This window comes from Deltaproteobacteria bacterium, assembly GCA_016874755.1.
In the GTDB taxonomy this organism is placed as follows: domain Bacteria; phylum Desulfobacterota; class Binatia; order UBA9968; family UBA9968; genus DP-20.
Map to the genome: position 1 here is coordinate 70,418 of VGTH01000020.1, position 26,814 is coordinate 97,231.

At 57.6% G+C, this 26,814-nt stretch carries 29 protein-coding genes; 12 read left to right on the forward strand and 17 right to left on the reverse strand.

Annotation, left to right across the window (positions count from 1 at the left end; genetic code table 11):
* Positions 1 to 16 precede the first annotated feature (16 nt).
* The 5 genes from recQ to FJ145_13795 all read right to left on the reverse strand — a co-directional run bounded on the left by recQ (position 17) and on the right by FJ145_13795 (position 5,728).
* Positions 17 to 1,885: a DNA helicase RecQ gene (gene recQ, locus FJ145_13775; protein MBM4262484.1), complete on the reverse strand. Its 1,869-nt coding sequence runs from the start codon at positions 1,883 to 1,885 to the stop codon at positions 17 to 19.
* A gap of 127 nt (positions 1,886 to 2,012) precedes the next feature.
* Entirely contained in the window at positions 2,013 to 2,888 is an 876-nt protein-coding gene (locus tag FJ145_13780; GenBank protein ID MBM4262485.1) for an alpha/beta hydrolase, read from the reverse strand.
* Between the two features lie 149 nt (positions 2,889 to 3,037).
* Positions 3,038 to 4,252, reverse strand: coding sequence for an extradiol dioxygenase (locus tag FJ145_13785; protein ID MBM4262486.1), 1,215 nt, complete (start codon positions 4,250 to 4,252; stop codon positions 3,038 to 3,040).
* 158 nt (positions 4,253 to 4,410) lie between these two features.
* Positions 4,411 to 4,860 (reverse strand): hypothetical protein, encoded by a 450-nt coding sequence (locus FJ145_13790; GenBank protein MBM4262487.1) that lies wholly within the window; start codon positions 4,858 to 4,860, stop codon positions 4,411 to 4,413.
* 307 nt (positions 4,861 to 5,167) lie between these two features.
* A complete protein-coding gene (locus FJ145_13795; GenBank protein MBM4262488.1) occupies positions 5,168 to 5,728 on the reverse strand; it encodes an urea carboxylase-associated family protein in 561 nt (186 codons plus the stop codon).
* 395 nt (positions 5,729 to 6,123) lie between these two features.
* On the opposite strand from FJ145_13795, the gene FJ145_13800 reads away from it, so the two are divergent.
* A complete protein-coding gene (locus FJ145_13800) occupies positions 6,124 to 6,642 on the forward strand; it encodes a hypothetical protein (protein MBM4262489.1) in 519 nt (172 codons plus the stop codon).
* A 56-nt stretch (positions 6,643 to 6,698) separates the two neighbouring features.
* Here FJ145_13800 and FJ145_13805 read toward each other — a convergent pair whose 3' ends face one another.
* Complete coding sequence (locus FJ145_13805) at positions 6,699 to 7,961, reverse strand: hypothetical protein (GenBank protein ID MBM4262490.1); 1,263 nt, start codon at positions 7,959 to 7,961, stop codon at positions 6,699 to 6,701.
* A gap of 58 nt (positions 7,962 to 8,019) precedes the next feature.
* Between FJ145_13805 and FJ145_13810 the strand changes: the two genes are divergently transcribed.
* Positions 8,020 to 9,234 (forward strand): cupin domain-containing protein, encoded by a 1,215-nt coding sequence (locus FJ145_13810; protein MBM4262491.1) that lies wholly within the window; start codon positions 8,020 to 8,022, stop codon positions 9,232 to 9,234.
* Between the two features lie 71 nt (positions 9,235 to 9,305).
* Positions 9,306 to 10,136, forward strand: a complete 831-nt coding sequence (locus tag FJ145_13815) for a VOC family protein (GenBank protein ID MBM4262492.1) — start codon at positions 9,306 to 9,308, stop codon at positions 10,134 to 10,136.
* A gap of 67 nt (positions 10,137 to 10,203) precedes the next feature.
* Here FJ145_13815 and FJ145_13820 read toward each other — a convergent pair whose 3' ends face one another.
* The 4 genes from FJ145_13820 to FJ145_13835 form a co-directional block, all read right to left on the reverse strand.
* Complete coding sequence (locus FJ145_13820) at positions 10,204 to 11,094, reverse strand: dipeptidyl aminopeptidase (protein MBM4262493.1); 891 nt, start codon at positions 11,092 to 11,094, stop codon at positions 10,204 to 10,206.
* 13 nt (positions 11,095 to 11,107) lie between these two features.
* Positions 11,108 to 11,923 carry a hypothetical protein gene (locus tag FJ145_13825; protein MBM4262494.1) on the reverse strand — a complete coding sequence of 272 codons (816 nt, stop codon included), beginning with the start codon at positions 11,921 to 11,923 and terminating at the stop codon, positions 11,108 to 11,110.
* A 3-nt stretch (positions 11,924 to 11,926) separates the two neighbouring features.
* A complete protein-coding gene (locus tag FJ145_13830) occupies positions 11,927 to 12,181 on the reverse strand; it encodes a hypothetical protein (protein MBM4262495.1) in 255 nt (84 codons plus the stop codon).
* Positions 12,182 to 12,317: 136 nt separating this feature from the next.
* Positions 12,318 to 13,409 (reverse strand): alpha/beta fold hydrolase, encoded by a 1,092-nt coding sequence (locus FJ145_13835; GenBank protein MBM4262496.1) that lies wholly within the window; start codon positions 13,407 to 13,409, stop codon positions 12,318 to 12,320.
* 201 nt (positions 13,410 to 13,610) lie between these two features.
* On the opposite strand from FJ145_13835, the gene folD reads away from it, so the two are divergent.
* Genes folD through FJ145_13860 form a run of 5 tightly spaced genes read left to right on the forward strand, consistent with a single transcriptional unit; the run spans position 13,611 to position 18,896 of the window.
* Positions 13,611 to 14,474 (forward strand): bifunctional methylenetetrahydrofolate dehydrogenase/methenyltetrahydrofolate cyclohydrolase FolD, encoded by an 864-nt coding sequence (gene folD / locus FJ145_13840; GenBank protein MBM4262497.1) that lies wholly within the window; start codon positions 13,611 to 13,613, stop codon positions 14,472 to 14,474.
* Positions 14,475 to 14,483: 9 nt separating this feature from the next.
* Positions 14,484 to 15,587, forward strand: a complete 1,104-nt coding sequence (gene gcvT / locus FJ145_13845; protein ID MBM4262498.1) for a glycine cleavage system aminomethyltransferase GcvT — start codon at positions 14,484 to 14,486, stop codon at positions 15,585 to 15,587.
* Positions 15,588 to 15,605: 18 nt separating this feature from the next.
* Positions 15,606 to 16,070: a glycine cleavage system protein GcvH gene (gene gcvH, locus FJ145_13850; protein MBM4262499.1), complete on the forward strand. Its 465-nt coding sequence runs from the start codon at positions 15,606 to 15,608 to the stop codon at positions 16,068 to 16,070.
* Positions 16,071 to 16,078: 8 nt separating this feature from the next.
* Positions 16,079 to 17,425, forward strand: a complete 1,347-nt coding sequence (locus FJ145_13855; protein ID MBM4262500.1) for an aminomethyl-transferring glycine dehydrogenase subunit GcvPA — start codon at positions 16,079 to 16,081, stop codon at positions 17,423 to 17,425.
* Positions 17,394 to 18,896: a glycine dehydrogenase subunit 2 gene (locus FJ145_13860; protein ID MBM4262501.1), complete on the forward strand. Its 1,503-nt coding sequence runs from the start codon at positions 17,394 to 17,396 to the stop codon at positions 18,894 to 18,896. The genes FJ145_13855 and FJ145_13860 overlap by 32 nt, the downstream gene beginning before the upstream one ends.
* Positions 18,897 to 18,930: 34 nt before the next feature.
* On the opposite strand, the gene FJ145_13865 is transcribed toward FJ145_13860, so the two are convergent.
* Positions 18,931 to 19,803 carry an energy transducer TonB gene (locus FJ145_13865; GenBank protein ID MBM4262502.1) on the reverse strand — a complete coding sequence of 291 codons (873 nt, stop codon included), beginning with the start codon at positions 19,801 to 19,803 and terminating at the stop codon, positions 18,931 to 18,933.
* 36 nt (positions 19,804 to 19,839) lie between these two features.
* Between FJ145_13865 and FJ145_13870 the strand changes: the two genes are divergently transcribed.
* Positions 19,840 to 20,028 (forward strand): twin-arginine translocase TatA/TatE family subunit, encoded by a 189-nt coding sequence (locus tag FJ145_13870; GenBank protein MBM4262503.1) that lies wholly within the window; start codon positions 19,840 to 19,842, stop codon positions 20,026 to 20,028.
* Here the strand turns inward: FJ145_13870 and FJ145_13875 are convergent.
* Positions 20,025 to 21,113, reverse strand: coding sequence for a DUF3426 domain-containing protein (locus FJ145_13875; protein ID MBM4262504.1), 1,089 nt, complete (start codon positions 21,111 to 21,113; stop codon positions 20,025 to 20,027). The two genes, FJ145_13870 and FJ145_13875, sit on opposite strands and share 4 nt — an antisense overlap.
* A gap of 154 nt (positions 21,114 to 21,267) precedes the next feature.
* On the opposite strand from FJ145_13875, the gene FJ145_13880 reads away from it, so the two are divergent.
* Genes FJ145_13880 through FJ145_13890 form a run of 3 tightly spaced genes read left to right on the forward strand, consistent with a single transcriptional unit; the run spans position 21,268 to position 22,773 of the window.
* Positions 21,268 to 21,822, forward strand: coding sequence for a sigma-70 family RNA polymerase sigma factor (locus FJ145_13880; protein ID MBM4262505.1), 555 nt, complete (start codon positions 21,268 to 21,270; stop codon positions 21,820 to 21,822).
* Positions 21,819 to 22,349: a zf-HC2 domain-containing protein gene (locus tag FJ145_13885; GenBank protein ID MBM4262506.1), complete on the forward strand. Its 531-nt coding sequence runs from the start codon at positions 21,819 to 21,821 to the stop codon at positions 22,347 to 22,349. Before FJ145_13880 ends, FJ145_13885 begins: the two co-directional genes overlap by 4 nt.
* A complete protein-coding gene (locus tag FJ145_13890; GenBank protein ID MBM4262507.1) occupies positions 22,306 to 22,773 on the forward strand; it encodes a hypothetical protein in 468 nt (155 codons plus the stop codon). Before FJ145_13885 ends, FJ145_13890 begins: the two co-directional genes overlap by 44 nt.
* 6 nt (positions 22,774 to 22,779) lie before the next feature.
* On the opposite strand, the gene FJ145_13895 is transcribed toward FJ145_13890, so the two are convergent.
* The 5 genes from FJ145_13895 to FJ145_13915 form a co-directional block, all read right to left on the reverse strand.
* Positions 22,780 to 23,046, reverse strand: coding sequence for a FeS-binding protein (locus tag FJ145_13895; GenBank protein ID MBM4262508.1), 267 nt, complete (start codon positions 23,044 to 23,046; stop codon positions 22,780 to 22,782).
* Between the two features lie 5 nt (positions 23,047 to 23,051).
* Complete coding sequence (locus tag FJ145_13900; protein MBM4262509.1) at positions 23,052 to 24,053, reverse strand: cysteine synthase; 1,002 nt, start codon at positions 24,051 to 24,053, stop codon at positions 23,052 to 23,054.
* A 16-nt stretch (positions 24,054 to 24,069) separates the two neighbouring features.
* Positions 24,070 to 24,348, reverse strand: coding sequence for a MoaD/ThiS family protein (locus FJ145_13905; GenBank protein MBM4262510.1), 279 nt, complete (start codon positions 24,346 to 24,348; stop codon positions 24,070 to 24,072).
* A gap of 150 nt (positions 24,349 to 24,498) precedes the next feature.
* Complete coding sequence (locus FJ145_13910) at positions 24,499 to 25,743, reverse strand: threonine synthase (protein MBM4262511.1); 1,245 nt, start codon at positions 25,741 to 25,743, stop codon at positions 24,499 to 24,501.
* A gap of 15 nt (positions 25,744 to 25,758) precedes the next feature.
* Positions 25,759 to 26,544, reverse strand: coding sequence for a HesA/MoeB/ThiF family protein (locus FJ145_13915; GenBank protein ID MBM4262512.1), 786 nt, complete (start codon positions 26,542 to 26,544; stop codon positions 25,759 to 25,761).
* Positions 26,545 to 26,814 lie beyond the last annotated feature (270 nt).

Genomic DNA, 26,814 nt, shown 5'->3' on the forward strand with positions numbered 1-26,814 from the left:
TTGGGATTCGCCCAAGTTAGCGGCGCGATGCGGGTTCGCTTTCGAGTTTGCGACCTTCGTTTTGACAGTATCTTTTGATTTCGTTCACAAAGCGCTCGCCTAGGTCGGCGAGTTTCTTGTCGCCAACGCCGCGTACCCCTAACATTGCTGCCGTGGAATTGGGACGCAGCCGCGCCATGTCGCGCAATGTGGCGTCGCTGAAGATCACGTAGGCCGGCACGTTGCGCTCGCTGGCGATTTCCCGGCGCAGGTTGCGCAGGTGCTCAAATAGGCCACTGTCGACCCCCTCCCACGAGTGCTCATCGACCCGAGTCTTGGTTACCTTTTCTTTCGCCTGCAATAGGCGCACCTGACGCTGGCTGCGCATCACTTCCCAAGACAGTGCATTGAGTTTGAGCACCGGCCGCTCGTCGGTGCTGCGTTCGAGCAGGCCGGCGTCGATCAGTTGATAAATCATGTTGGTGAGGGTCTTGCGCTCGGTGCCCTTCAGGAGGCCGTGGGTCGAAAGTTTTTCATGATTCCAGCGGCGCACCCGTTCGGTGTTGGCGCCGAGCAAGACGTCGACGACGTGTTCGGCGCCGAAGCGCTCGCCGGCGCGGTAGACGCAGGAGAGAATCTTTTGCGCGGTGACGGTCGCGTCGGCTAATCCTTCAACTTCATTCAAGCAAACGTCGCAGGCGCCGCAGCTCGGTTTGTTGTAGTCCTGGCCAAAGTATTCCGACAGCATTTTGTGGCGGCATTGGATGCCGTTGCACAGCCGGCGCATGTGATCGAGCAGTTGGCGCGAGGCGGCGATCACTTCGGCCGGTTCTTTGGTGTCCAATGCGCTCTTTTCGATGAGCCCCTCCCAACGTAAGACGTCCGCCGCCGAGTAAAGCAGCACGCACTCGGCTGGCAAGCCGTCGCGCCCGGCGCGGCCGGTTTCCTGCTGGTAATGCTCGATGGATTTCGGCATGGCCGCGTGAATCACGCAGCGCACGTCGCTACGGTCGATGCCCATGCCGAAGGCGACAGTGGCCGCCACCACATCGAGCGCCTCCGCGGCGAATTCGTCCTGGGCGCGGCGGCGGTCGTCGGCTTCCATGCCGGCGTGATAATGGGCGGCGCGAATTTTGTTGGCCTGCAGAAAGTCCGCCATCGATTCAGTATCGTTGCGGCTGATGCAATAGATGATGGCGGCTTCGCCTTTGTGCCGCTGTAAGATTTCCAGTACTTGGCGGCGGGCGTCGATTCGCGGAACGATGCGATAGGCCAGGTTGGGGCGATCGAAGGTACCGACCAACACAGTCGGATTTTTCAGTTTTAGCTGCTGCGCGATATCGTCGCGCACCCGCTCGGTCGCTGTCGCCGTGTAGGCCTGCACGCTCGCCTGCGGGAAGCGCGTTTTCAGTTCCGCCAGCCGGCGATACTCAGGGCGAAAATCATGGCCCCAGTGGCTGATGCAGTGGGCTTCATCGATGGCAAAGGCGCGAATCTTGACGCGCTCAGCCAGTTGCAAGAAGCGCGGCGTTAGCAAACGCTCAGGGGCAACGAAAAGCAGACGATAGCGGCCGGCGGCAAACTGTTCTTCGGTTTCTTGCTGCGCATAGGCCGGCATGCCGCTGTACAGCGCCGCCGCCGGATAGCCGCATTCGCGCAGCCCGTCGACCTGATCTTTCATCAGCGAAATCAGCGGTGAGACGACGATATCGGTGCGCCCCGCCAGCGCCGCTGGGACTTGGTAGCAAAGTGACTTGCCGCCGCCGGTGGGCAAAACGACCAAAGAATCGCGCTGCTCAAGCCCAGCGCGGATCGCCTGCTCCTGCAGCGGCCGCAGCTTGGCGTAGCCCCAGTAACGTTTGACGGTGGCGAGGATGTCAGAGGTGTCGCTTGAAGAAGGGGCCATTGTCGGTTTGCTCGCTGAAGCTACCTTTGAATGCCGCACTGCTATTCTTGAGATTGGCCAAGGAGCGATTTAGTTCGACGGGAGCCCGCTGCCAAGCGGGGCTCGATTGCCGATCCGATCATTTCAGTCAGTGTTTCCGCACGGGGAAGTATTTATCCAGCCATTCTTTCACGATATTAGTCAGCCGCGGGTTTTGTTCGTTGAACGTGAAATGATCGACGTCTGACAGTAAGTGCAGCTCGGTGGGCTGGCCGGCTTTCTTGAACATTTCGATCGATTCGTAGGTCGGCGTCACTGAGTCGTTGGCGCTGTGGAGCAAGAGCAGTGGCCGCGGCGCGATGTTGCCGACCTGGTCGTCGGCGCGGAAGTCGTTCATGCTCTGCGCTGTTTCAGCCGGAAACTCCATGATCGAGCCGTGGCTCATGCGATTCCTAAGTTTCTCCGGGATCGGCACGATGTCGTAGCGCGGCACCATCAGCGACTTGCCGGTCTGCCAGCGTACGCGCTTGCCTTCGGCGAGCATGTTGGTGAACTTGGCCCATTTCTCTTCGCCCGGATGTTGGCCGCGAAATTTTCTTTCGCCGTCGCCCCAGCCGCCGCAGGAGATCACCGCGGCGACGCGCTTGTCGGCGCCGCCGGTGAAAACTGCCACGGCTGCGCCGAAGCTGCTGCCAATCAGCGCGATGCGCTGCGGGTCGACTTCGGGTCTGGTGGCCATGTAGGAGATTGCATTGCGCGTGTCGGCCACTTGATCGAGGCAAATAATCCGGCCGCGCTCGCCTTCGCTGTCGCCGCAGCCGCGAAAATCGACGCGCAGCGAAACGTAGCCCCATTTGGCCATCAGTTTGCCGACGACCTTTTGCCCCTCGCCATCTTTGTTGCCGCCGAAGCCGTGCAGCATGATAAACGCCGGGCGGCGCTCACCGGCTTTGTAATCTTCAGGCATATCGACCAATCCTGCGAGTTTCAGACCGTCGGATTGAAAATAAATTTTTTCTTCCATGGCAGTGCTCCTGTATGTTTACGACCCTAGGAATGCTTCGACAGGCAGCATGAACGGATTTTCATGAACAATTTCAACTCGGATTCCGCTCGTCCTGAGCTTGTCGAAGGACTCCTCTCGGATTTTCAGCATCAAACGGACCCTTCGATTCATCCCCACGGTCCTAGATAGGGCTCGCCCATGTAGGCGTTGGCGTCGTTCTCCAAGCTTTCCGGCCAGTCGGCGAGCTTTTTCGCTCGGCGCTGTGCTTGCGGTTTGGTTTTGCCGTCCCAGCCGATCTGTTCAATCGCATAGTAGAGCTGAATCATATGACCGTCCGGGTCGCGGATCGTTGCCGAGTACTCGATGCCGGGGTGCAATTCTGCGGGAATCGACTCGCTCACTTGGACGCCGTGCTGCTTGAAGAAAGCGATGGCGTTTTTTAGTTGCCCGTAATTAGCGAGCTGCAGGCCGAGTGCGGTGAACTTCGAATGGCTGCTAAAGCCGAGCTTGTCGCGCAGCTTCATGGGCAGCAGGCCAACCGCGTGATGCTCGGTGTTGCAGCGCAGGTAGACGCAGCGCTCGCCTTGGTAAGTCGCTTCCTCGGTGACGGTAAAGCCCATGCCGTCGCGGTAGAAAGATAGCGTCTTTTCCAACTCGTCAGTGAACAAGTAAACCGGCCCCATGCGGACGATTTTAAACGGCCGCGGCAGCAAGATGCCGTCGACATCGTAGGTTGCAGGCAGCGCGTCGACGTGGCGATAGCCGGAATAGATGTCGACGCCTTTGGCTTGCGCCTGTTGCACTTCGTCGAACTCGGCGATCTGCGGCAGCTCGGGCGGCTTGTCAAAACCGCGGTCGTACATCGCGCGTGGTTTGCTGTGACCGGTCCAGCCGATTTGCTCGATGCCGTAGTAAAGCTCGTTGCTCTGGCCGTCGGGATCGAACAGGTAGGTGTGCCAGTTGGAGCCTGGCATGTCGCGGCCGGAGCGTTGCTGCCGGATGCCGCGCTCGTTGAACCATTTGATCGCGTCGCCGACTTCTCTCAAACTGCCCACCTGCCAGGTGATTTGATTGACCGTGATCCCCGGGGCTTCGGTGCGGCCCAGGGCGTCGCGCACTCGCTTGGGGAACAAAACCATGGCGTGATGGTCGGTGCCGTAGCGGGTGAAGTAACCGTTGGGGTCGCCCAAGCCGACCATCGTCGACGGGTCTTTGGCGCGCTTTGAATAGTCCATCACGTCGGACACCTTGAAGCCGAGGAGGTCGACGTAGAAGCGTCGTCCTTCGTCCATGTTGACGAGGTTAAAGCCAAAATGCCCCAGCCGGCGAATCTTAAACGGCTGGTTGAGCAGGACGCCGCCGACGTTAAATTTCTCTGCCATAGGAACCTCCGAGGAAGAAGAATTGGCGTGATGGAGTCATGGAGTGTTGGAGTGATGGGCGCCACCAACTCCACCTTCTAAGCGACCACGGTCTTATCCGATGGCATCCGGTTCCGTCAACCCATCGCTCCAATACTCCACCTCTCCAATTCTTGCGCTCACGAGCGGAACAAAAACCGGATCTTTTTGCGGATGCCGCGGCCCAAGCGTTTTTTTAGCTCGAACCAGACTCGCAACAGCCAATTGCGAGTACGCCACGCGACTGACGTGGAAGTCGTGATCCATTGATGGTTGAATTCGAAGCGCGCTTTATATTTGCGAATCTGCAGAGTCTTGCCGAACTTGCGCTTGAAGATTGCCTTGACGCTGACCGTGTTGCGCGACTCGGTGAAGACCGTGATGTTTTCCACCGGCAGGAGCGCGCGCACGCGCGAGATCTTGAGCGCCAGCGCCTCTTCATTCTTCGCGCTGATTTCGATGAGATTGGTAAGTAGCGCCGACCCTTCCAGCGCGTTGGTGGCGAGCTCCTTGCGCAGTTGAATCTCTTGACCGCGGTCGTCGTCGTAGCCGGCGATGACGAGATAGGTCTTGTGCTTGGAGGTTTGCATCGACTTCTGCCACCAATCCAAGGCTTTCTCTAAGCCGATACGGGATGCTTGCGAGAGCGTTTGTGAGTTCAAGCAGCCATAGGGCATGGCGACGATGACGATGGAAATTGGGGGACTCCTTTAAGGCCTAGCGGGACGCAGTATCGAATTGGAGCACAGGAGTGGTGGAGTGATGGGTGGAGCCCAAGATTCCAATACTCCAATACTCCAATACTCCAATACTCCAATACTCCAATACTCCAACTTTATTCCTCGTAGATCATCACGTCGACCGGCTTGCCGCCGACGGCGAGGTCAGGGCAGGCGCTCAAGGCGACCAGCAAATCGATCTCGGCCCGGAGATCCATGTAGTTGCCTTCGGGCGCCGCACTTGGGTGTGCTCCATCTTGCCGGTCTTGCCGTCGATGATCATGTGCTGATTGAGATTGAACGGGCTTGGGATGTCTTCGGGAATGATGCCGTACTTGGCGACGGCCCTAGATAAATTTTCGTAGCAGCCATGATCGGGAATTTCCTTGATCTCGCGCGGATAGTATTCCGCTAAACGATTTTCCTGCTGCGCCAGTTTAAAGCGATAACCGCTGCACATGCCTTTTTGTAGATCATGCGTGCCGGTTTTGTTGCCGTCGTAGGTGATGGTCATCATGTGCTGGTTGTTGCGCCCCATCAATTTATCGCCGGTGCTGATAAACAGCTTCATGTTGTAAACCTTGGTGCGCGGTTGGTCGAAGCGCTCGATCAGGTTGTGCAGATTGAAGAAGACGAAATCCACCGTGGTGGTGGCGATGATGCGAATGACTTGGCCTTTTTTCATCTCCGCCGACCAACCGGTGTTGTGCGGCACATGTTCTTTCAGCAAAGTCTTCATTATTGCGGGCTCCTTTTCGGATTTGAAAACAGTCTGCGAGTCTTCTAAAGCGCGTCGATAAACCTGCTTGTCATCAGCTCGCGAACGAATATCGAATCAATAAGACGTTGTCGTGTGATTCCAGTTGGCAGTGAAATCGTCGTTAGCGATTGACTTGGCATGAATTTGCCCGTCAGCAATCTGTAAGTGAGATTGGCAAAGCTGTCAAGCAATCAAAGCCTTTTTGCAGCGCCGATTTCGCTTTCCCCACGCGACGATAACACTTTGAAAAAACACGGAGTTTTGACTTAAAGCGGGGCGGTTTCTTGGGTCCGGTAAACCTTTGCCCGGCGGCGCCGTCCAATCGTTACGAGGCGCCGAAGTAAAGACATTAACACCCCAATGGAGGACAAAAAATGAAAAAGACATTGCTAGTGGGTTTGGCTGTGTTGGCACTGGGTTCTGCGAACGTGGCAAGGGCGGAGGAAGGCGACTATTGGGATCGACTGGGCGACCGCATCGATGCCCGGCTCGACCGGCGCGGCGACCGGATCAACGACCGGCTCGACGCGCGCGGTGATCGCATCAACGATCGCTTGGATCGGCGCGGCGATCACATTAACGATCGGTTCGATGTCAGAGGCGATCGCATCAACGACCGCTACGACGCGCTTGCCGAAAAAGCGCGCGCCGCTGGCAACACCAAGCTGGCCGAACGTTTGGATCGCAAAGGCGACCGGCTGGAAAAATATTGGGACAAGCGCGGCGACCGTGTTGAGAGGCGTTTAGACCATCGCGGTGACGTGATCGAGCGGCGATTGGATAACCGCGGCGATCGCATCGAGCGCCGTCTCGACGTCCGTGGCGATCGTATCAATCGTCGCCTGGATCATGTCGGCGATCACCGCCGGCATGCGAAGTTTCGCGGCAGATAGGATTTCGCGCATGGCGAGGGGCGGCCAACCGCCCCTCGCGTTTTTGGGGTAGCTGGCTAACGCTGAAAATATTCCTTGAATCCCGCCACCATGATGTTGGCGAGCCGCTCGTTATAGCTCTCGACGTGACCATAGTGGGTCAGTTTCGGCACGACGACTAGGCGCAAGTCTTTGGCGATGGGTTTGAAGCGCTTGAAGGCATAAACCTCGCGGCGAAACTCCAAACCCCGTTCGCCGCCTTCGATCCAGTGGCCTTTGTCGTTCTCCCCGACGATGTGCATGAGCTTCTTGCCCTTGAGATTATTCAAATCGGACTTGTAGGTGATGAACAACTCGTCGTCCGGCAATTGTGAAACGCGCTTGATTTGCGGCAGCAAGACGTCGTGGGCGCTGTGCTCGATGTCTTGCAAAAACGGCTTGAACTGCGGCCGGCGATGGTTTTCTTTTTCGAACCAGTTCTCGACACTGCCCCAGGGTTGATTGGGACCGACGTAGCCGCTCTTGGTGTAGCCCTTCGGCGAGCGGCGGCTCAAATCGGTCAAGTTTTTAAATTGCGCGGCGCGTTCTTCGGGCGATTTCTCAGCGCAGGCCAGGTCCCACTCTTTGCGCACCCACGCCGGCATGCCGGTGCCGTAACCGAGGCCGCCGATGAGTTTGTTCTTCAGACCATACTGCTCCATCAAGTAAAAATACTCGCCGCCGGTGGAATGGCCCCACATATAAATTGCTTCGCTGAGATTTTTTTCGACGAGCGCTTTGATTGCCTCGGTGCACATCATGAACGTGTAGACGCCAAGGCGATTCTTCAACTCGGTCGGGCTGGGAGCCTGGCCAATAATAAATTCTGGCAAGCGTTCTGGAATCGGTGCCCACGGCTTGCGGCTGTAGTGGCCCGGCAGAGAGATCGCTAGCACGGGAATACCGAGGGACGCGATATGTTGCGCCACACCGACTCGCGCCTTTGCCGGATCTTTCTTGGTCAGATCGGGATATTCTTCCGGTCCATCGGGGCAGAAAATAAACTCGTACTCATTGGCGGCGCCGCCGTGGATCATCACGACAGCCGTGTTCGGAATAGAAACTTTGGCCGGTCTGAATAGTCGACCGTGAATGTCCCACTGAAACAGCTCGCCGGGTTTCTCCGGATTCGCATAGCGGCGAATCGATTCTTGCACTTCTTTGACTGTGAAAGTCGTGCGTGGAAACGGATCGGCGAGGCTCGTGAAGTCGTCCCACGGCATGTAATAGATGAAATCGTCGCGCAGGCCGGCGCCGCTCTGCAGCGCGGCAACGAGTTTGCTCAGCGAATCTTGGCTCATGAAAGGGGCTCCTATTTGTTGATCTGTTCTCACCAGGATATGTTTGGTTCTGGCGTTGATGTCAATCAGGATCTTGAGGATGCTGGAGTGTTGGGTTGGCACCCGTTCGGTGCTTGATGCTCTGAGCATTTCTAATGTAGAAAACATAGAACAAAGTTCGGGAGGCTGCTCAATGGCAGAAATCGTCAACCGTCCATCCTACGAAAAAGTCGAAAGCAAAGTCGAAATCATGGACACCCCCTACGATCGCTGGATTGCGTCGCAGGGGATCGACATCATCCGTGGTTTTTTCGTCGAAGATCTTTACACGATTCCGCTCAAGAAGTGGGACCGGGTCGGCGGCGAAGGGGTCTGTATCATGCTCGACGGTGCCGGTTACATGGACGATGCTTACGTCACCGGCATTCCGCCGGGCAAGAGTCTTAATCCGCAGCGCCATATTTACGAAGAGCTGGTCTACGTGCTCTCAGGCCGCGGCGCGACCACGGTTTGGCAGGATGGCCATGGCAAGCAGACCTTCGAGTGGCAAGCAGGGAGTCTGTTCGCAGTGCCGCTCAACGCTTGGTATCAGCATTTTAACGGCCAGGGCGACAAGGAGACACGGTTGTTGTCGGTGACCACCGCGCCGCTGGTTTTCAATCTATTTCGCAATCCCGAGTTCGTCACCAATTGTCCGTTTAGTTTTAGCGAGCGTTTCAAAGGCGAAGACGGCTTTTTCGGCGGTGGCGGCAAGCTTTATAGCGACCGGGTGGTCGAGACCAATTTCGTTGCCGATGTGATCAACATCGAGCCGGTGGAATGGGCCGAGCGCGGCAAGGGCAATGCGACGATTTTTTTCGAGATGTCCGAAAGCATGATGGGCTCGCACGTATCGCGCTTTCCGGTGGGCATTTATAAAAAGGCCCATCGCCATGGCCCCGGCGCCCATGTGTTTATTCTTACTGGCCAAGGTTACTCATTGCTCTGGCCCGAGGGCAAAGAGATGACCCGGGTCGATTGGAAGCCGGGATCGATCGTGGTGCCGCCCGAAGGTTGGTTTCACCAGCATTTTAATTCCGGCGCCGAGCCGTCGCGCTATTTGGCGTTGAAGATTCTCAGCCGCAAGTACAAGCTCCAGCCCGGCAAGATTCAGTCCGACGTGCCGCTCGCTTACGGCGGTTGGCAGATCGAATACGAGGACGAGGACCCGATTATCCGCGAAACCTTCGAGGCGGAGTGCGCCAAGTCGGGCGCGCCGGTGAAGATGGCGCCGGTGGTGCGCCAGGCCAATTGACAAACTTTAGCGCGTTTCTAATAATGCCCGGCAAATAGTTTAAACGGCTCACTTTTGTGGAGGAGGCAAGCATGTTGAAACCGATTGGCATCACAGAAGGGCACTACGAGTGCCGCGCGCTCGATGAGACCCTGCCGATCTTTACCGATCTGATGAATGCTGAAGTTCTCGAGCGTACCGATAAGCTGGCGGTGGTGAAACATCCCAACACCAGATGGCGTCTGGGGATTCACGAGGGCGGCCCCGATTCGAAGAACAAGCCGCACAGCAACCACTACGGCTTTCGCGTTGCCAACTCCAAAGAGATTCCCAAGGCTTGCGATTACATCACCGCCAACAAGGAAAAGTACAAGATTCGCAGCGTGACCAAGCCCCACGAAGCCCACTTCGCCTATTCCATTTACTTCAAGGAACCGGGCGGCAACGATCTGGAAATCGAATACTACAACCCTGGGGCGCTGAAGCATGGCCGGCGGATTGCGCAAACGCCATGGCAGTCGCTCCTTCCGCCGGACAAGGCACAGGACAAGCCGTATCTGTGCCAAGCGATGACCCACGGCACACTCAACTGCGACGACAAAGAAAAAAGCGATCAGTTTCTCGCCAACGTGCTCGGGCTCGACATCATCGGCGGCGGGCGCCAGTCGACCTATATCTGCAAGCCGGACTTCGGCCCCTGGTACATCGTCGTGCTGCCGACCACGCACCGCGATTATCTAAACGAAAATAATCGCTTCACGCTGCAGGTCGCGACGCCGGAAGAAGTCGAAGACGCCCACAAAGAGTTTTCGAAAAATGGCAAAGCACTGGGCATCAACGATGTGCGCGAATTGCAAACCAACGGCCGCGCGCACTTTCTGCTGAGCGACATCAACAAGAATTGGTGGGAGATTACTTCGTAAGATTAGATCGAAACGTCACAAAAAACGCCGCTGGTGGGAAACTACCAGCGGCGTTTTTGTTTGTTGCCTAAAAGCCGAGTTCCTTGACGAAATCGTTAACGTGCGGTGACCACATACGACCACCGACTGCCAGAAGGTTGTGGCCGTCATCGGTGCCGGTCAACGCTGGCGTCATGACGAATTTGGTTTTGCTTCCTCCCGCCGCGAAGGCTTGATGCCATTCTTTCGGCGCCTCGGCCGGCCAGTAGAGATCGTTCTCAGCATAGAGCCACAACGACGGAGCTTTGATTGTCTTGCCAAACTCTCCGAAGAGCGCTGTGAGTTTATCCGGTTGACAGCTCCGGCCTGGGGTCGCATGGGGTGCCCCTCCAAAACCGCCGGCAAAATTTATCGCACCGATGACGCCGTTGGGGTTCGTAGCGGCGACTCCGATGGTGGTTAAGCCGCCGACAGACTGACCCACCAGAAGGATTTTGTCGTTGTTACTCCATGGTTGGCTCTTGAGCCATTCCATCGTCGTCAACACGGCTTCTCCGGCGAACCGCGCCACTCTGAAATAATCCGGCGTGCCACCGCACGCGCTACCGCTGCCGGTCGCACCGGAAGCTTCACGATCAACTCCGCCGGTGTCTCCGTATCCCGGTCGAACCGAAGCTACCACCGCGAATCCTTTGCGCAACCAAAAGTTACCGTGACCATTGAGAACCGGAGCTTTTAGATGCCAACGTTTGTCGCGTTCTCCAGATCGACCATGCGAAAAGATGACCACCGGAAATGGTCCGTTCCCGTTTGGCTTGTAAAGATGGGTGACCATGTCAACCCCACCTCCAAATGCGCTGCCACTTTTCATCGGAATCTTTAATATCTCCGGCTGCACCGGCGCTGGGTTTTGCTGCGCCGAGGTTGGCAAGGTCCCGACGAGCAACGTAAGAGCAACGAAAAGGAGAGCGAGTTTCATAGTATCCGGATGACTACGGATTAAACGCCACCAACCCGCAGCCCGTCGCCCACGGATATACGGGCTCGTAGTCGACGAGTTCCGCTTTCCAACTCTGTACGGCGCCTGCCAGTGCGATCCAAGTTCTGATCTCGTGGCCGCCCGAGCCGGCTTCGGTGTTGATCTCGTCGTAGCCATAGGACATCAGGCTCGCGTGGTCTTTGGTGATCAGGTTGTCGAGAAATCTTTTGTCGAAGGGGATGTTGATTTTGCCGTGTTTGGCTTCGCCGGGCCAATGGGACAGGCCGCCGGTGGCGATCATGGCAACGCGCTTGTCGCTTCGCTGCAAAGTCTGGCCGAGAAATTCGCCGAATTGAAAGCAGCGTTTGGCGCTGGGCATGGGCGGCGTCAGCGTGTTGAGGATCACCGGCACCATTGGCACCGACATGTTTGGGTTTAAGAAGTGCAGCGGCAGAAATGTCGCATGATCGAGCAACAGCTCGTCGGAAAACATCGGGTCGAAACCGCCGTCGAGGCAGGCGTCGATCAATTCTGCCGCTAACTTGGCGTCGCCCGGGACGCGTGCTTTGGGAATGCGCAGCCATTCTTCCACCGGGCCGTCATAATGCTCGGCGCGGCCGATGCAGAAGGTCGGCATGGAATTCAAGAAGAAGTTCGCCCAGTGCTCGACGGTGATGGCGACGATGACATCGGGCTTTGCCGCGGCGACGCGCTCGCCGAGCTTTTTGTAATTGCCCAAGAACTTATCGGCTTGTTCCTTGGGGGCGGCTTCGGTCCAGGCGGTCATCCCCGGCGCATGGCTGGCGGCGCAGGCAAATACGATCGGCATAGGTCACTCCAATCCTTTCAAGGCTTGGCCATAGTCTTCGTTGGAAACCTTGTTGAGCAGCGTAAATGGCCGCAAAAGCAGCGAGTGCACGCCGAGAGTGTAGAGCGCGCGGGTGTCGATGTTTAGCACCGCCTGGGCTTCCTGCTCGGTCAGCTCATAGCGCTTGACGAATTCCTGGGGACTCTTCCGGTAGATTTCACGCCGCTCGGCATCGCGGTTGACGTGATACAAGAGTTTTTGCAGTTGGTACAGGCTCATAATTCTATCCGCTTGTGTCCTTCAACACACAAATATTTTTCACCACGAAGGCACGACGGACGCGAAGTTCGGAAAATTAGTCTTCATTTCTTGTCTTACCCTCGTGATCTTTGCGTCTTCGTGGCGAATAAGTATTTCAATCCAATCTCTCGTGCAGCCAGGCGAGCGCGGTCTTAAAGATGTTCGGAATCGCCCCCATGTGGCCGCCGGGGAAGAGGCGGATCGTCTTTGGTCCGCCATGTTCGAGCAGCAAGTAGAAATCTTCCAGCGGCACCTGCTTGTCTTCTTTGCCGTTGACGATCAAGAGCGGCGCGCAGGGTTTGTCGAGCAGACCCTGGTTGAGCAATGAAAGCGCGGGCATCACCGCGCAAAGTTCATCGAAAGTCTTTTTGCCGAACAGGTTTGCGCGCGCTTCGATGAGATCGAACAGATAAGAATCGGCGTGGCGCGAGCGCTCCTGCCACTGGGGTTGAAAGAAATGGTGGATGCCGCCGCCCCAGTTGACCGCGCCGCGCAGTTTGTCGGGCGCAAGGTGCGCCAGTTTGGTGGACCAGTGGCCGCCGAAGCTGGCGCCGACGACGGCGATCTTGTTTTTGTCGACCTCGGGGCGCTTCAGCAAGTAATCGAGGACGGCGAGGTGCACTTGATGGGCGTCGGGTCCAGCCAACATCGGACATTCGCCGGTGCCCGGACTGTCGATGATGAAGCAGCCCCAGCCTTCTTTGACGAAGTTCTCACCGAAGGAGTGGCGTTCTTCCTTCCAATTGTCGATGCCGCCCCAATGCATGATCATCGGTGCCGGGAGTTTTTTCGGCAGCCGCAGATGGCCGACAATCGGTTTGTCTTTGAACGGAATTTTCACAGCTTCGACGGGAATGTCAAAATATCTCGAAGCGCGCAAAAACATTTCCCGGGTTTTGACATAGCCATGATGTTTGCCGGGCGTGCTGGGAAAGGGGTGGCGGGCGATGCCGTAATATCCATAAGACTTGAGAAACGCTGACTTGGCTTCGGCGGCGTTGCCGGCTTTTTCGGCGCTGTTGGCTTGCTCTTCCCACTTGGCGCCCAGTGAATTCCAAGCTGCGGCCCAGGTCTCGCCGGCAAAGTCCGGCATCTTGGCCAACGCTTCTTCCGACTCTTCTTTGCTGGCGTGCAGAAACGGCGCCCGGGTGCCGACCCGCTCGCGTATATCGTTTTTGACCTCGCCGATGGTGCGGGGTGCGCTCATGAAAACTCCTTTGCGGCCATTGTTTGCGAAGGAACACGATGGCCCGAAAACAGTGGTGATGGGCTTTTCCCGTATAGAATAGAAGACGCCATGGCTTGTCAATAAAGCGCGCCAAGGGGCAATGGGTATTCTGTGGCGGCAGCGACCTTTACAAACCGTTCTTTTCCGGTATAGATTTTTTCAGCGCGCAGCGGAGCAGTCATGGCAAATATCATCGACGGTAAGGCCGTCGCCAAGGAAATCCAAAAACAGATCAAAGAGGAAGTCGATGGCTTGGAACGGCGCTGGGGCTTGACTCCGGGACTCGCCGTGGTCTTGGTCGGCGAAGATCCGGCCTCGCAGGTGTATGTCAAAAATAAGGAGAAGGCCTGCCGCGAGGTGGGCATCAAGTCGGTCGAACACGTGCTCCCCGCCACCATCTCCGAAAAAGACCTGCTGGCAGTTATCAATCAGCTCAACAAAAACAAAAGCGTGCACGGTATTTTGATCCAGCTGCCCTTGCCTGCGCATATCCATGGCGAAAAAATACTCGACGCCGTATCGCCCCACAAAGATGTCGACGGTTTTCACCCGGTCAATCAAGGACGACTCCTGCTCGGCGGCGGCACCGGGTTTCGCCCCTGCACGCCGCTCGGCATCATGAGCTTGCTCGAATCGACGCGCAGTGAAATCAAGGGTAAAAAAGCAGTGGTCGTCGGCCGCAGCAACATTGTTGGTAAGCCAGTGGCGTTGATGTTGTTAGAAAAGCACGCAACGGTGACGTTGTGTCACTCGCGCACGGCGAACCTGCGCGAAGAGGTTGCGCGCGCCGATATCTTGGTAGCCGCTATCGGCAAGGCCGGCTTGATCCGCGGCGACTGGGTGAAACCCGGCGCGGTGGTGATCGACGTCGGCATGAATCGCCTGCCGAGCGGCAAATTGTGCGGCGATGTTGAATTCGACGCCGCCAAAGAACGCGCCGCCGCGATTACGCCGGTGCCCGGCGGCGTCGGCCCGATGACCATCTGCATGCTGCTCTTCAACACCCTGAAAGCTGCGAAAGATTCTCTGCAGCGCGAACGCTAAGCCAACCTCGTGGCCCTCGCTCTAAAAAGAACGCCCCTTTACACGGCGCATAGGCTAGCCGGCGCCAAGATCGTCGAGTTTGCCGGCTGGGAGATGCCGGTGCAGTATACCGGCGTCACCGACGAGCATCTGGCGGTGCGCCAACGCGCCGGCTTGTTCGACGTCAGCCATATGGGTGAGATCGAGGTGCGCGGGCCCGGCGCGCTCGAACGATGCCAAGAGCTGACGGTCAACGACGTCGGGCGCATGAAACAGTTTCAAGCGCAGTATAATCTTCTGCTCAACGAACAAGGCGGCGTCGTCGACGACGTGATCTTTTATCGGACGGCGGCCGACCGGTGGCTCATTTGCGTTAATGCCTCGAACGCCGCCAAAGACTTTCTCTGGATCGAGTCCCATGCGCGCAATCAGCCTGCGGTCGAAGTGGAAGACTTGAGCGACCGCTACGCGCAGCTCGCGCTGCAGGGGCCGTTGGCGGAAAAGATCGTGCAGCCGTTGACGAAGCTGCCGCTGGCCCAGATAAAATCTTTCTATTTTGCTTATGGTGACGTCGCGTCGGTGCGCTGTCTCGTGGCGCGCACCGGGTACACGGGCGAAGCTGGGTTCGAGCTCTATTGCGACGCCGGTGATGGTGAAAAGTTGTGGAACAATTTGCTCGAAGCTGGCTCTGCGCATGGGCTGGTGCCCGCCGGCCTAGGTGCGCGTGATACGCTGCGCCTGGAGAAGGCTTATCCTCTTTACGGTCATGAGCTGGACGATCAAACCACGCCGCTCGAAGCCGGCTTGGATTGGGTGGTAAAATTTTCTAAGAATCGCTTCATTGGCCGCGATATTTTAGCTAAACAAAAGGAGACCGGGCTAACGCGCAAACTGGTGGGCCTTGAGCTGGTCGAGCCGGGCATTGCCCGCGCCGGCTATCGCGTGATGAAAGGCGACCAAACCGTTGGCCATGTGACGAGCGGCACGCGCTCGCCGTCGCTGGCAAAGTCGATCGCCTTAGCCTATGTCAGCAGTGCCGAAGGCGGTCTCGATAATTCGCTCGCGGTGGAAATCCGCGGTCGCAAAGTGGCTTGTAAAACAGTGGAGTTGCCTTTTTACCGCGGGCAGCTCTGAAACTACAGGAGGTGGGTCATGGAGTTCCCCGAAGGGTTACGCTACTCAAAGGAGCACGAGTGGGTTTTGGTCGAAGGCAATACCGCGACCATCGGTATTACCGACTATGCGCAGGAGGAGCTGGGAGACATCGTTTACGTAGAGTTGCCCGAGCTCGGTGAGAAAATCGTCAAGGACGATCCTTTCGGTGCGGTGGAGTCGGTCAAAGCGGTCTCCGAGATTTTCGCGCCGGTGAGCGGCACGGTGCTCGAAGTAAACGATGTGTTGCCGGACAATCCTGAAACCATCAACGACGACGCCTACGGCGACGGCTGGCTGATTCGCATCGAGATGTCGGACGACGATGACCTCAAGGATCTGATGTCCGCCGAAGAATACGCTGAATACGTCGAGCAGCAAAAAGACGAAGATGACGAAGAAGAAGAGGACGACGACGAGCAAGACGACGACGAAGAAGAAGAGGACGACGACAACAACAAGTAGCTGACCCGATGCGATACACGCCCCACACCCCCGCCGATCAGGAGCAGATGCTCCGCGCTCTTGGGTTTTCTTCGGTTGACGAGCTCTATCGCCATGTGCCGGAGACGTTGCGCGGCCGCGCGCACATCGACTTGCCGGATGGCTTAAACGAGCTGGCAGTGCGCCGGCGACTGAGCGCCCTGGCAGCAAGAAACGCCACCGCGGCGGATTGGAGTTTCTTTCTCGGCGGCGGTATTTACCATCATTTCATTCCCAGCGCGGTGGATGCCATTGTCTCGCGCGCTGAATTCCTCACGTCGTACACGCCTTATCAACCCGAAGTGAGCCAGGGGACGCTGCAGGCGCTCTACGAATACCAGACGCTAATCTGCCAGCTGACCGGCATGGAAGTGTCCAACGCCGCGGTGTATGACGGCGCTTCGGCGGCGGCGGAAGCCGTGTTGATGTCGCGGCGCATTCAGCCAAGCAAGAAGCGCCGCGTGCTGGTGTCGCGCGCGCTCCATCCGCAATATCGCCAGGTGATCGCCACCTATTTCAAAAATCTCACCGACGTGACCCTGGAAGAGATTCCTTTCGATGCCCGCGGCGGCACCGATGGGGAAAAACTCACGGCGCAAATCGACGAGCGCACCATGTGCGTCGTGGTTGGCTATCCGAATTTTTTTGGCGTGGTCGAGGACTTGGCGCCACTACAAGCCGCCTGCGCCAAAGCTGGCGCGCAGTTGATTACGGTGACCACCGAAGCTTTGGCGCTGGCCTTGCTGAAACCGCCTGGGATGTGGGGCACCGACATCGCGGTGGGCGAGGGGCAAAGCTTAGGTGTGCCGATGAATCTCGGCGGACCGGCCTATGGCTTTTTCGCCTGTCAGAAGAAATTTGTCCGCAGCATGCCGGGGCGCCTGGTGGGCGAAACCGTGGACAGTGACGGCCGGCGTGGCTTTGTCTTGACCCTCGCCACGCGCGAGCAGCATATTCGCCGCGAGAAGGCGACTTCCAATATTTGCACGAGCCAGACCCTCTGCGCGATTGCGTCGACGGTTTACATGTCGCTAATGGGCAAGGCGGGTCTGCGCCGGTTGGCCGAAGTAAATTTAGCCCGCGCCCACGACGCGGAGCGTAAACTAGTTGAGCAAGCGCAGTGCGGCCGAGTCTTTGACGCGCCGTTTTTTAACGAATTTGTGATCCGCGTTAAAGATCCCGGCGCCGTGCTGGCGCGCTGTGCGCAGCAAAAAATCGCCGCCGGCGTTGCCCTGGAGCAATGGTACCCGGAGCTCAAAGATTGCTTGCTCATTTGCGTTACCGAGATGAACGAGCCCGAGGAGGTTGAAACCCTTGTCCGAGCCGTCGCCCGATAAGTCCTCATCGCGGGTTGCCGCGCCGCGTCTGCTTTTTGAGAGCGGTTCGAGCGGGCGCAACGCTCTGCAGTGGCCCGCCCCGGCAAATAAAGCCGACGAGTTGCTGCCGTCGGCATTGTTGCGCGGCGAGATCGCCGGTTTCCCCGAACTGGGTGAGCTCGAGGTGCTGCGCCACTTTACGCGCCTGTCCCAGCGTAATTTTTCCATCGAGAGCGAATTCTACCCGCTCGGCTCGTGCACGATGAAGTACAACCCAAAGATCAACGAAACGGTGGCGCGTTTCCCAGGGTTCGCGCAAATCCATCCGCTGGCCGGCGCGGCACTGCTGCAGGGCGCGCTGCAGCTCTTGTCCGACTTGGAAGCGATGCTTTGCGAGGTCTGCGGCATGGACGCAGTGAGCTTACAGCCCTCCGCCGGCGCCCAGGGCGAATTGACCGGCTTGATGTTGATTCGCGCTCTGCTCACCGAGCGGGGCAATCCGCGCAAGACGATCATCGTGCCGGACACGGCCCACGGCACCAATCCGGCGAGCTCGACCCTGTGCGGCTACGATGTCGTGCAAATCTCTTCCAACGACAAGGGCATTATCGAACCGGCGGCGATCGAGAAGGTAATGGACCAAGACGTTGCCGCCATCATGATCACCAACCCGAACACCTTGGGCTTGTTTGAAAAGAACATTGAGGCGATCGCGGCGGTGGTACACGCCAAAGGCGGCTTGGTTTATCTGGACGGCGCCAACTTAAACGCGCTGATGGGCATCGCCAAACCCGGCCATATGGGCGTCGACGTTTTGCACATGAACCTGCACAAGACTTTTTCGACCCCCCATGGCGGCGGCGGTCCGGGGGCGGGACCGGTGGCGGTCAAAGCGGCGCTGAAGGATTTTTTGCCGACGCCGCGGATTGTTAGGCAAGGCGAAGGTTTTGGCTTGAGCGAAGACTGTCCCAAATCGATCGGCCGCGTCCGTTCGTTCTTTGGCAATTTTGGCGTGTTAGTGCGCGCGTACACCTACATTTTGTCGTTGGGTGGCGACGGTCTAGAAAACGCGAGCCGCATGGCGCTTTTGAACGCCAATTACATTCGTAGGAACTTAGAAGATGTTTATCATATCGCCTACAACGAACCGTGCATGCACGAGTGCATTTTCACCGACAAGGTGCAGCACAAACATGGTGTCACGACCCTCGACCTCGCCAAACGGCTGTTAGACTACGGCTTTCATCCGCCAACCATCTATTTCCCGCTGGTAGTTTCCGGCGCGCTCATGATCGAGCCGACGGAAACCGAAACGCCGGAAACCCTCGATAGTTTCATCGCGGCGATGCGCGCCATTGCGGAAGAGGCCAGAGACAACCCAGAGCTGGTCAAAACCGCGCCTCACTCGACGCCGGTGCGCCGCCTTGACGAGGCGCGCGCCGCGCGTAAACCGATACTGCGCTGGGAAGCGGGGCAAAGCCGTTCGGACTGAAAAATCTTCGCAACCCTAGTTTCAGCAGACGCGCTCAGCGCGTTGGGCGGGTAAGGCGGCCGTCGTGATACTCCATGCGCGCGGTGATCGGCAGCGGCTTTTGCTCAATCCAGCGTGGGATGGGGGCGAAAGGTGCCGCGGAACGGATAGCCCGGACCGCTTCATCATCGAGGAGCGCCGAGCCCGACGAGCGAATCACGCGCAGGCTTTCCAGGTGACCGTTTTCTAAAATATCAAATTCGACAATCAGCCGCCCTTGTAAGCCATACTGCAGGGCGAGCTCGGGATACTTCCAGTTGGCGTCGATGGAGCGCTTGATACTGGTGAAGTAGCTGACATATTGCGGTTCCTTGGTTTCGAGCGGAATGCTCCTGCGGCCGCCGCCGCCATCCGACGAATACAACGGCGGTAATAATTGTTTTACCGTCGGCAGCTCCCTTTCGGCGATCACGGTTTTCTCGGCCGTCTGTTCACGAGGGCTGGGCCGTGGGGTCGTGGCTGGGGCGGTGGGAATGGCCAATGGAACAGGATCGTCTTTTTTGGTTGCCACTGGCGCGGCCGGTTCTTTTCTCGCGGCCGCTTCGCGCACTGGTTCGTGCCGGTTGAGCGTCGGCGGCCCGTCGGCTTTGGCGATCTTCGCCGGCGTCAGAGGCGCTTTGTCGGCGCGAGCGGATGCCGGCGCGCTTCGCGGCGGGGGCGCTGGTCTACCGCGCTCGTTGTTTGGAGACGGCGCCAAGGAAACTACGATCGGTGCAGGCTCGGACGGCGGAGCTTTTGGGCTCGGCAACCCGAGCAACAGCAACATCAGCAGATGGAAACCGCAGGATAGGACGAAAGCGCGTGCCGCCCGGGAGGCGAGAAACGGCAGTGGTGGTGCATAGCGAACCGTTGTCGGGCGCTCGGTCATTGGCAACGAATCTGCGAGTCGGTTAGAATGGCAAGCATGTTTGGTTTAGGGCTCAGCGAACTCATCGTTATTCTCGTTATCGTCGTGGTTGTTTTCAATCGGCGCTTGCCCGATCTCGGTGAAAGCCTCGGCGGTGCGATCAGAAAGTTTCGCAAAGCCACCAAAGAGTCCGACGAGATCGACGTTACCCCGACCGACGATTCCACCAAGCACAATAAGTCTTAGCTTTCGGTGCCTTCAGCGGCGCTGACTTCGCAGGTGAAATTGTGCGCGGCGCGGTTCGGTTTGAGAAATACCAAGGTGAAGGGCACGCTGTCGCCGGGCGGTATTTCGAAGTTGCGCAGCGGCTCGAGCTTTTGCAGTCCGGTGATGTCCTGCGCCGTTAAGCCGCGCACTATTTTCGGCGAGATGGCATTGCCGATCCACATGGTTTGCTGTTCGATTTCCTTACCTTCGGTGTTGAAAAGCCGTCCGCCTAGACGAACCTTGCGGATCACCACGGGGTTTTGATTGACCACCGTTCCGGTGACAACGAATACCTCGCGGCTCGCGCTGGCACCCTCGCCGCCCTGTATGGTTTGATAGGCGCCTTCCATCGATTTGAGCAGGACGCCGTTCTTGAGGTGGTTGTTTTTGACCACCGAGCGGCCGACTAGCGGAATCTTGCCGACAAAGTCTTCCGACGCTGCCGGATGGGCTTGATAGTAAGCCGCGGCGAGCGAGAAGCCGATCACCAGCAGCGCAAACAAGCTGAGAAAAGGCATTGTCGAAGCTTGCTGATCGCGATAGGGCTCGATGGCGAGCACGTTGTCGAAAAGATCTGGGTCGGCGTCTGGCGCAGTTTTTTCAGCCACGGGCGGCGGATTTTCGCGCGCTGCCTCGAACGTCTTCTCTTGTGGTTGCGCCGGAATGGCAGCCATCGTAAAAGGCTCTTCGGGTTTCTCGATGAGCGGCGCCATGGACCAGCTATCGTTGGCGGCCGGCGCCGCGCTAGCGGGTACGTTGTTCGGCACAATGTCGGGCAACTCGGGTTGTTCCGGCACCGCGATGTTCTTCTTGAGCGGTGCAAACGTAAACTTCGGTTCGCGTTCCTCGAGCGGCTCAGCGCTGGGTTCTGGCTCACTGGCAGTGGCGGGCGGCGCCTCCGTTGCTCCTGCCTCGCTGTCGTTTTCGCTCGCCTGGTCGTGTGCTCCGGCGTCCAACTCGAAAGTGTGCTTGCAGCGCGAGCAGCGGAAGGCTGCGCTCGAGCCTTTCACGACATCGTCAGAGACTTTGTATGTGGTCTTGCAATTGGGACATTGAACCAGCATAGATGGGCCTCAAAAAAGCGCTCAGTGCGGACAAAAATGTAAAGAAATCAAAGTGATTGTATGATAATTTGCACAGAATTCAAGTTTTTGTTTTTAACTCGAATGACAACCTGAATAATGTATCTCAGATAGCGTCTAAACGGCAGGGTTACTTGTGGAGCTAACCGATTGGGAGTTGGTGCAGAGGAGTCAAGCAGGGGACGTGGATGCATTCCAGCAGCTTGTCTCCCGCTATCACCAGAAGGTATTCACGGTGATCTTAGGCCTGCTCCGTGATCGTGAAGATGCCATGGAGGTTGCACAGGAGGCTTTCTTTCGCGCCTTCCGCAAGATCAAGGGTTTTCAGGGCGGCTCTTCATTTTACACCTGGATTTACAGGATAGCCGTCAATATCGCGATCGACGCCCAGCGGCGCCAAAAAAGGAACCCCTTGGACTTTCGTGAGACCATGGACGAGGCTTTCGAACAGCAGCAGGAGGTAGCCAAGGATCCTTTTTCGGACGTTCATGACAAGGAGCTACGGACTAAGCTCGTTTCGGCGATTAATGATTTGACACCGGAACACAAAGCCGTCATCGTATTGAGGACCGTCGAAGGACTCTCCTACAAAGACATCGGGGAAATCCTGGGCTGCTCCGAGGGCACGGTGATGAGCCGTCTTCACTACGCGCGAAAGAAGCTACAAGACAAGTTGAGCGCCTTTTTATGAAGAACTGTGAGAGTATTCAGGAGTCTTTGGGAGCTTGGCTCGACGGCGAGCTTAAACAAGCCGATGCCGAAGCGATGCGTTTGCATGTGGACGGCTGTCCTGCCTGCACGGATGCGCAAAAGAAATTGCTGAAGCTCAATGTGGCGATGAAGGCGGCGCACGCGCCTGCGGGGGAGATTGCGTTTGAGCCCTTCTGGCTTGGCGTGCGCACCCGGATCGAAGAAAAACGCTCGTGGACTACCGATTGGGCCGAGTGGCTGCGCTCCATGATCGCGCCGCCATCGCTTGCCTGGGCTGTGCCGGCGGTTATCGTGCTGCTGCTGGCGATATTTTCTTACGATAATTTTTTGCCCGGTCGCGGGCAGCGCAACAACTTCGCCGCCGTAGAATCCATCGACGCCCACGGCCGCAGCGTCGCGCTCTTGCGTGAGGATGAGACCAAGACAACGGTAATATGGCTGTATCAAAATCCAGAAGGTGACAATGAAGCGACCAGCGAGAATGCTAAAAAAGGCCCTACTTTTTAGCGCCCTGTTTTTCCTTGCCGCTGCGTACTTTGGGCTCGATGCGGCAAGCGCTCAGACGGTACAGGTCAAGATTGGCGCGATCCTTGCCAGCAATCAAAACGACGACTTCGACAGTCGGCTTGCAGGCATCGAGAAACAACTGAAGGTGATGAAGTATCGGTCCTATAAGCTACTCAAGGAGGAGAGCGAAAACGTTCAGGGCCAAGCAAATGTGACTTTTAGTCTGCCCGGTGGCCGTTCATTAGTCGTTTCACCGCAGGAGTCAAAGAATAACCAGCATGCCTTGAAGGTGAATCTTAAAGAAGGTGACAAGCCGGTGCTCGATACCACTGTGCGTTTGAATAACGGCGGAAACTTCATCTTGGGTGGACCGCCGCATGAAGGCGGGGTTTTGGTGCTGTCGATCTGGGCGACGGCGCAGTAGAGAACGCTAGTCCAGCGGGCCCTTCTGAAAGGGCTCAACGCTCACGCCTTTTTCCTTCAGCCAACGAATCGATCGATCCACTTCTGCTTGCGTCCCATCCAATTCCAGCGCGACCAGCGCCAGTTCCGCGGTCACCGTCGAGCCACGGATGTTGAAGACCACGTCAAATTGTTTGGCCAGAAGGGCGAGCACCGGCTGGTTGATCAGCGTTTCCGGGAAGGTGAGGTAGACATGCTGGCGCACGACCTCGTCTTTTTTGGTTCTGGTTGCCATGACCGTTAGATGGAAAATTTTAAGTTGCCGACCGCCATGCGATCGCGCCAGCCGACCCACAGATTGGTGCTAAGATATTTATCGCCGAAGTCGGGAAACACTGTAACGACCGTGCCTGAGCGCAGCTTGCGCCCGAGTTTCAAGGCGGCAAACATCGCCGCGCCGGAAGACTGCCCCAGCAATAAGCCTTCCTCTTGGCTCAAGCGGTAGACCATCGAGTAGGCGTCATCGGTGCCGACCGGGATTTTTTCGTCGAGTTCTTCCTCGTGGTAAATGCCCGGTACGATCGAGCTCGCCATGTGTTTCAACCCTTCAAGGCCGTGCAATGCGTCGTCCGGCTCGACGGCAATGACGCGGATAGCGGGATTTTTTTCTTTGAGAAAACGCCCAGCGCCCATGATCGTGCCACCGGTGCCGATGCCGGCGACAAAATGGGTGATCTTGCCATCGGTCTGACGATAGATTTCCGGGCCGGTGTTTTCGTAGTGGGCCTGGGAATTCATCGGATTAAAATATTGATCGGGTTTAAAATATTTTTCCGGCGCGCCGGCGAGTATTTCGCGGCAAACGCGAATTGCGCCGTCGGAACCCTCCATCGGGTCGCTGTATGTCACCTGAGCGCCGTAGGCACTGAGAATCTGTTTGCGTTCGACGCTGACATTGGCCGGCACCACCAGCTCGACCGGGTACCCGAGCACGCGGCCGATCATCGCCAATGCGATGCCGGTGTTGCCGGAGGTCGAATCGAGTATCGTTTTACCTTGGTGCAGCTTGCCGGTGCGAATGCCTTCCTGCACCATTCGCAGCGCCGGCCGGTCTTTGACCGAGCCTCCCGGATTGCAGCCCTCCAGCTTGGCGAAAATACGGACTCCGGCAGGAAGTCCTTCGGTGATTCTTGTGATGTGCACTAGCGGCGTATTGCCGATCAGCTCGAGAACTGAGTCGACCTTGGCCGGTCGCTCGGTGGGGACGGTAACGAGCCGGAGATTGGGAGTGGCAACCGCCATGGTTCACCGTGGTCGTCTAGCAGCCGCCGGCGATGGCCGGCACGATCGAAATGTTGTCGCCTTCTTTTAGTGAAGTGTCCATGTTCTGCAAGAAGCGGATGTCTTCGCCATTGACGAAAACGTTGACGAAGCGCCGCACTTTGCCGGTCTCGTCGCAGATACGTTCTTTGATACCGGGATAGTGGTGTTCCAGGTCGTCGACCATGGACTTGATGTTACTTCCTTGGGCCGCCACCTCATCGGCGCCTTGGGTGTACTTGCGCAGCGGGGTCGGAACGCGAACTCGCACGGACATGACATAGCCTCCTAGCGAACAGTCAGTGGGGGTAAAATAACCCTTCCAATTCTGCCTTGCAACGTCCGCGACGTCCTCGCTAATGCTCACGTCCTCGCTAGCGCTCGGAATCTCAAATTTCAGATCTCAGACTATCTCAGCTTGGAAATCTCACAGCTTTGGTTTTTGCAATGCAGCGAACAGGTTGTCGAAATCGGCTAGCTTGGCATCGATCTGATGCGCCCCTTTAACGTGCGGTGCCACCGCTTCGGGTGATTTGAAGCCATTGCCGGTGATGCTGATGACGATGGATTCGTCCGGCGGGATGCGGCCGTTGTCGATCAGCTTTTTTGCGGCGGCGACTTCGGCGCCGCCGGCGGGCTCGGTGAAAATGCCTTCGGTGCGCGCCAGCAACTTGATCGCTTCGATGATTTCACTGTCAGTGACGCTTTCGGCCCACCCCCCCGATTCTTTCACCGCTTGAATGACATAGTAGCCGTCACCGGGATCGCCGATGGCGATTGAGCTGGCGATGGTGTCGGGTTTGACAGGGACTATGACGTCGGTGCCTTGCTGGATGGCGTTGACAATGGGTGCGCAGCCGGCGGCTTGCGCCGAATAAATTTTGCAACCGGTATCCTCGACCAATCCGAGGTCGATGAATTCTCTGAAGGCTTTGGCCAGCCGCGGCAGGATCGTGCCGCCGGCGGAGGCGACTACGATGTGCTGCGGCAGTTTCCAGCTGAGCTGCTCAGTGATCTCATAGCCGTGGGTCTTCGCGCCTTCTGCATAAAACGGTCTCAAGTTGACGTTCACGAACGCCCAGCCGTATTTGTCGCCGACTTCGCTGCACAGCCGATTGACGTCATCGTAGTTGCCTTTGACCGCGACGGTAATCGGGCCGTAGATCGTCGAGCCGACAATGCGGCTCTGCTCGAGGTCGTCAGGAATGAAAACATAGCATTGCAAGCCGGCCGTGGCGGCGTGGGCGGCAACCGCATGGGCCAGATTGCCCGTGGAGGCGCAGGCCACGGTAGTGAAGCCGAATTCGAGCGCTTTCGTGAGCGCCACCGCTACCACGCGGTCCTTGTACGAAAAAGTCGGGTAGCTGCCGGAGTCGTCCTTTAAATAGAGCTCCTTGACCCCCAGCGCTTTGCCGAGACGATGGGCGCGAAGCAGCGGCGTCCAACCGGAGTGCCAGCCAATGCGCGGCTCGCCATCGATGGGCAACAGCTCGCGGTAGCGCCAGAGATTGCGCTCGCGCGCGGCAATCTTTTCGCGGCTAAGTGAGCGTTTGATGGCGGCAAAATCATAGACGATTTCCAACGGGCCGAAACAATTCTCGCAGACATGCACTGGCGTGGTCGGATACTCGTGCCCGCATTCGCGGCACTGCAGCCCCTGGACGAAACCCATTCTTTTCCCTCTGAACTAGTTGGCACCCGCGGCTGATTTTTTGCCATCGCCGCAGGCCGCGCAAGCGGGATCGCGCCGGACCGTGACGCTGTGGAAGTTCATGCGCTTGGCATCGTAGGTGAGCAAACGATCGGTGAGCAATCCCTCTTCGAAGCCGGCGAGAAATTTGATTGCTTCGGTGGCTTGGATGGTGCCGATGGTGCCGGCTACGGCGCCCAATATACCGGCTTGTTGGCAGCTCAGGATTTCTTCTGGCGGCGGCGGTTCCTTGAAGAAGCAGCGATAGCAAGCGCTTTTTCCCGGCAGCACGGTCATGGTCTGGCCCTGCAGGCGGATAATGCCCGCGTGGTTGAAAGCGACGCCTGCTCTAACGGCGCAGTCATTGACTAAGAACTTGGTATCGAAGTTGTCGCTGCCGTCAACGATGAAGTCATAGCCGTCAACGATGTCCGCGGCGTTGTCCGCTTCCAAGCGCAGCGGGTACGTTTTGATTTCAATCTCGGGGTTCAATGCAGCTAGCTTGCCCTTGGCCGAATCGACTTTGGCTTGGCCGATATTCTCGGTAGCGTGCAGGATTTGACGATTGAGATTTGACAGCTCGGCGCGGTCTGGGTCGATCAAACCCAGGACGCCGATGCCAGCCGCTGCGAGATAAAATGCCGCCGGCGAACCCAAGCCGCCGGCGCCAATGACTAGAACTCGCGCCTGGCGCAAGCGCAGCTGGGCCTTGCCGCCCAGATCGGGAACCATGATCTGCCGGCTATAGCGCTCAATCTCCGCGGTGCTGAGCCTGCTATCCATCGCCGTGAAAAAGCAAACCACTTCTCAGCGTCTAAGGAGAGGTTGCTGGCTCGGGTAACAACGTAAGGTCCGTGCCGATGTGTCAACGGAAACGAACTTAAAGTTAAGAACTTGGAAGTCTATTGTCAAGATCGCGCCACTACCCATAACTCCGCTCTAAGGTTCCGCACCGACGGTCAACGGCACATACGTAGACGCGGATGCTGGGCGGCAGTTTGGGGCGGTATAATCGAGCGGGTGACCCGGCGACTGGTCAGCGCCGCTGTTCGT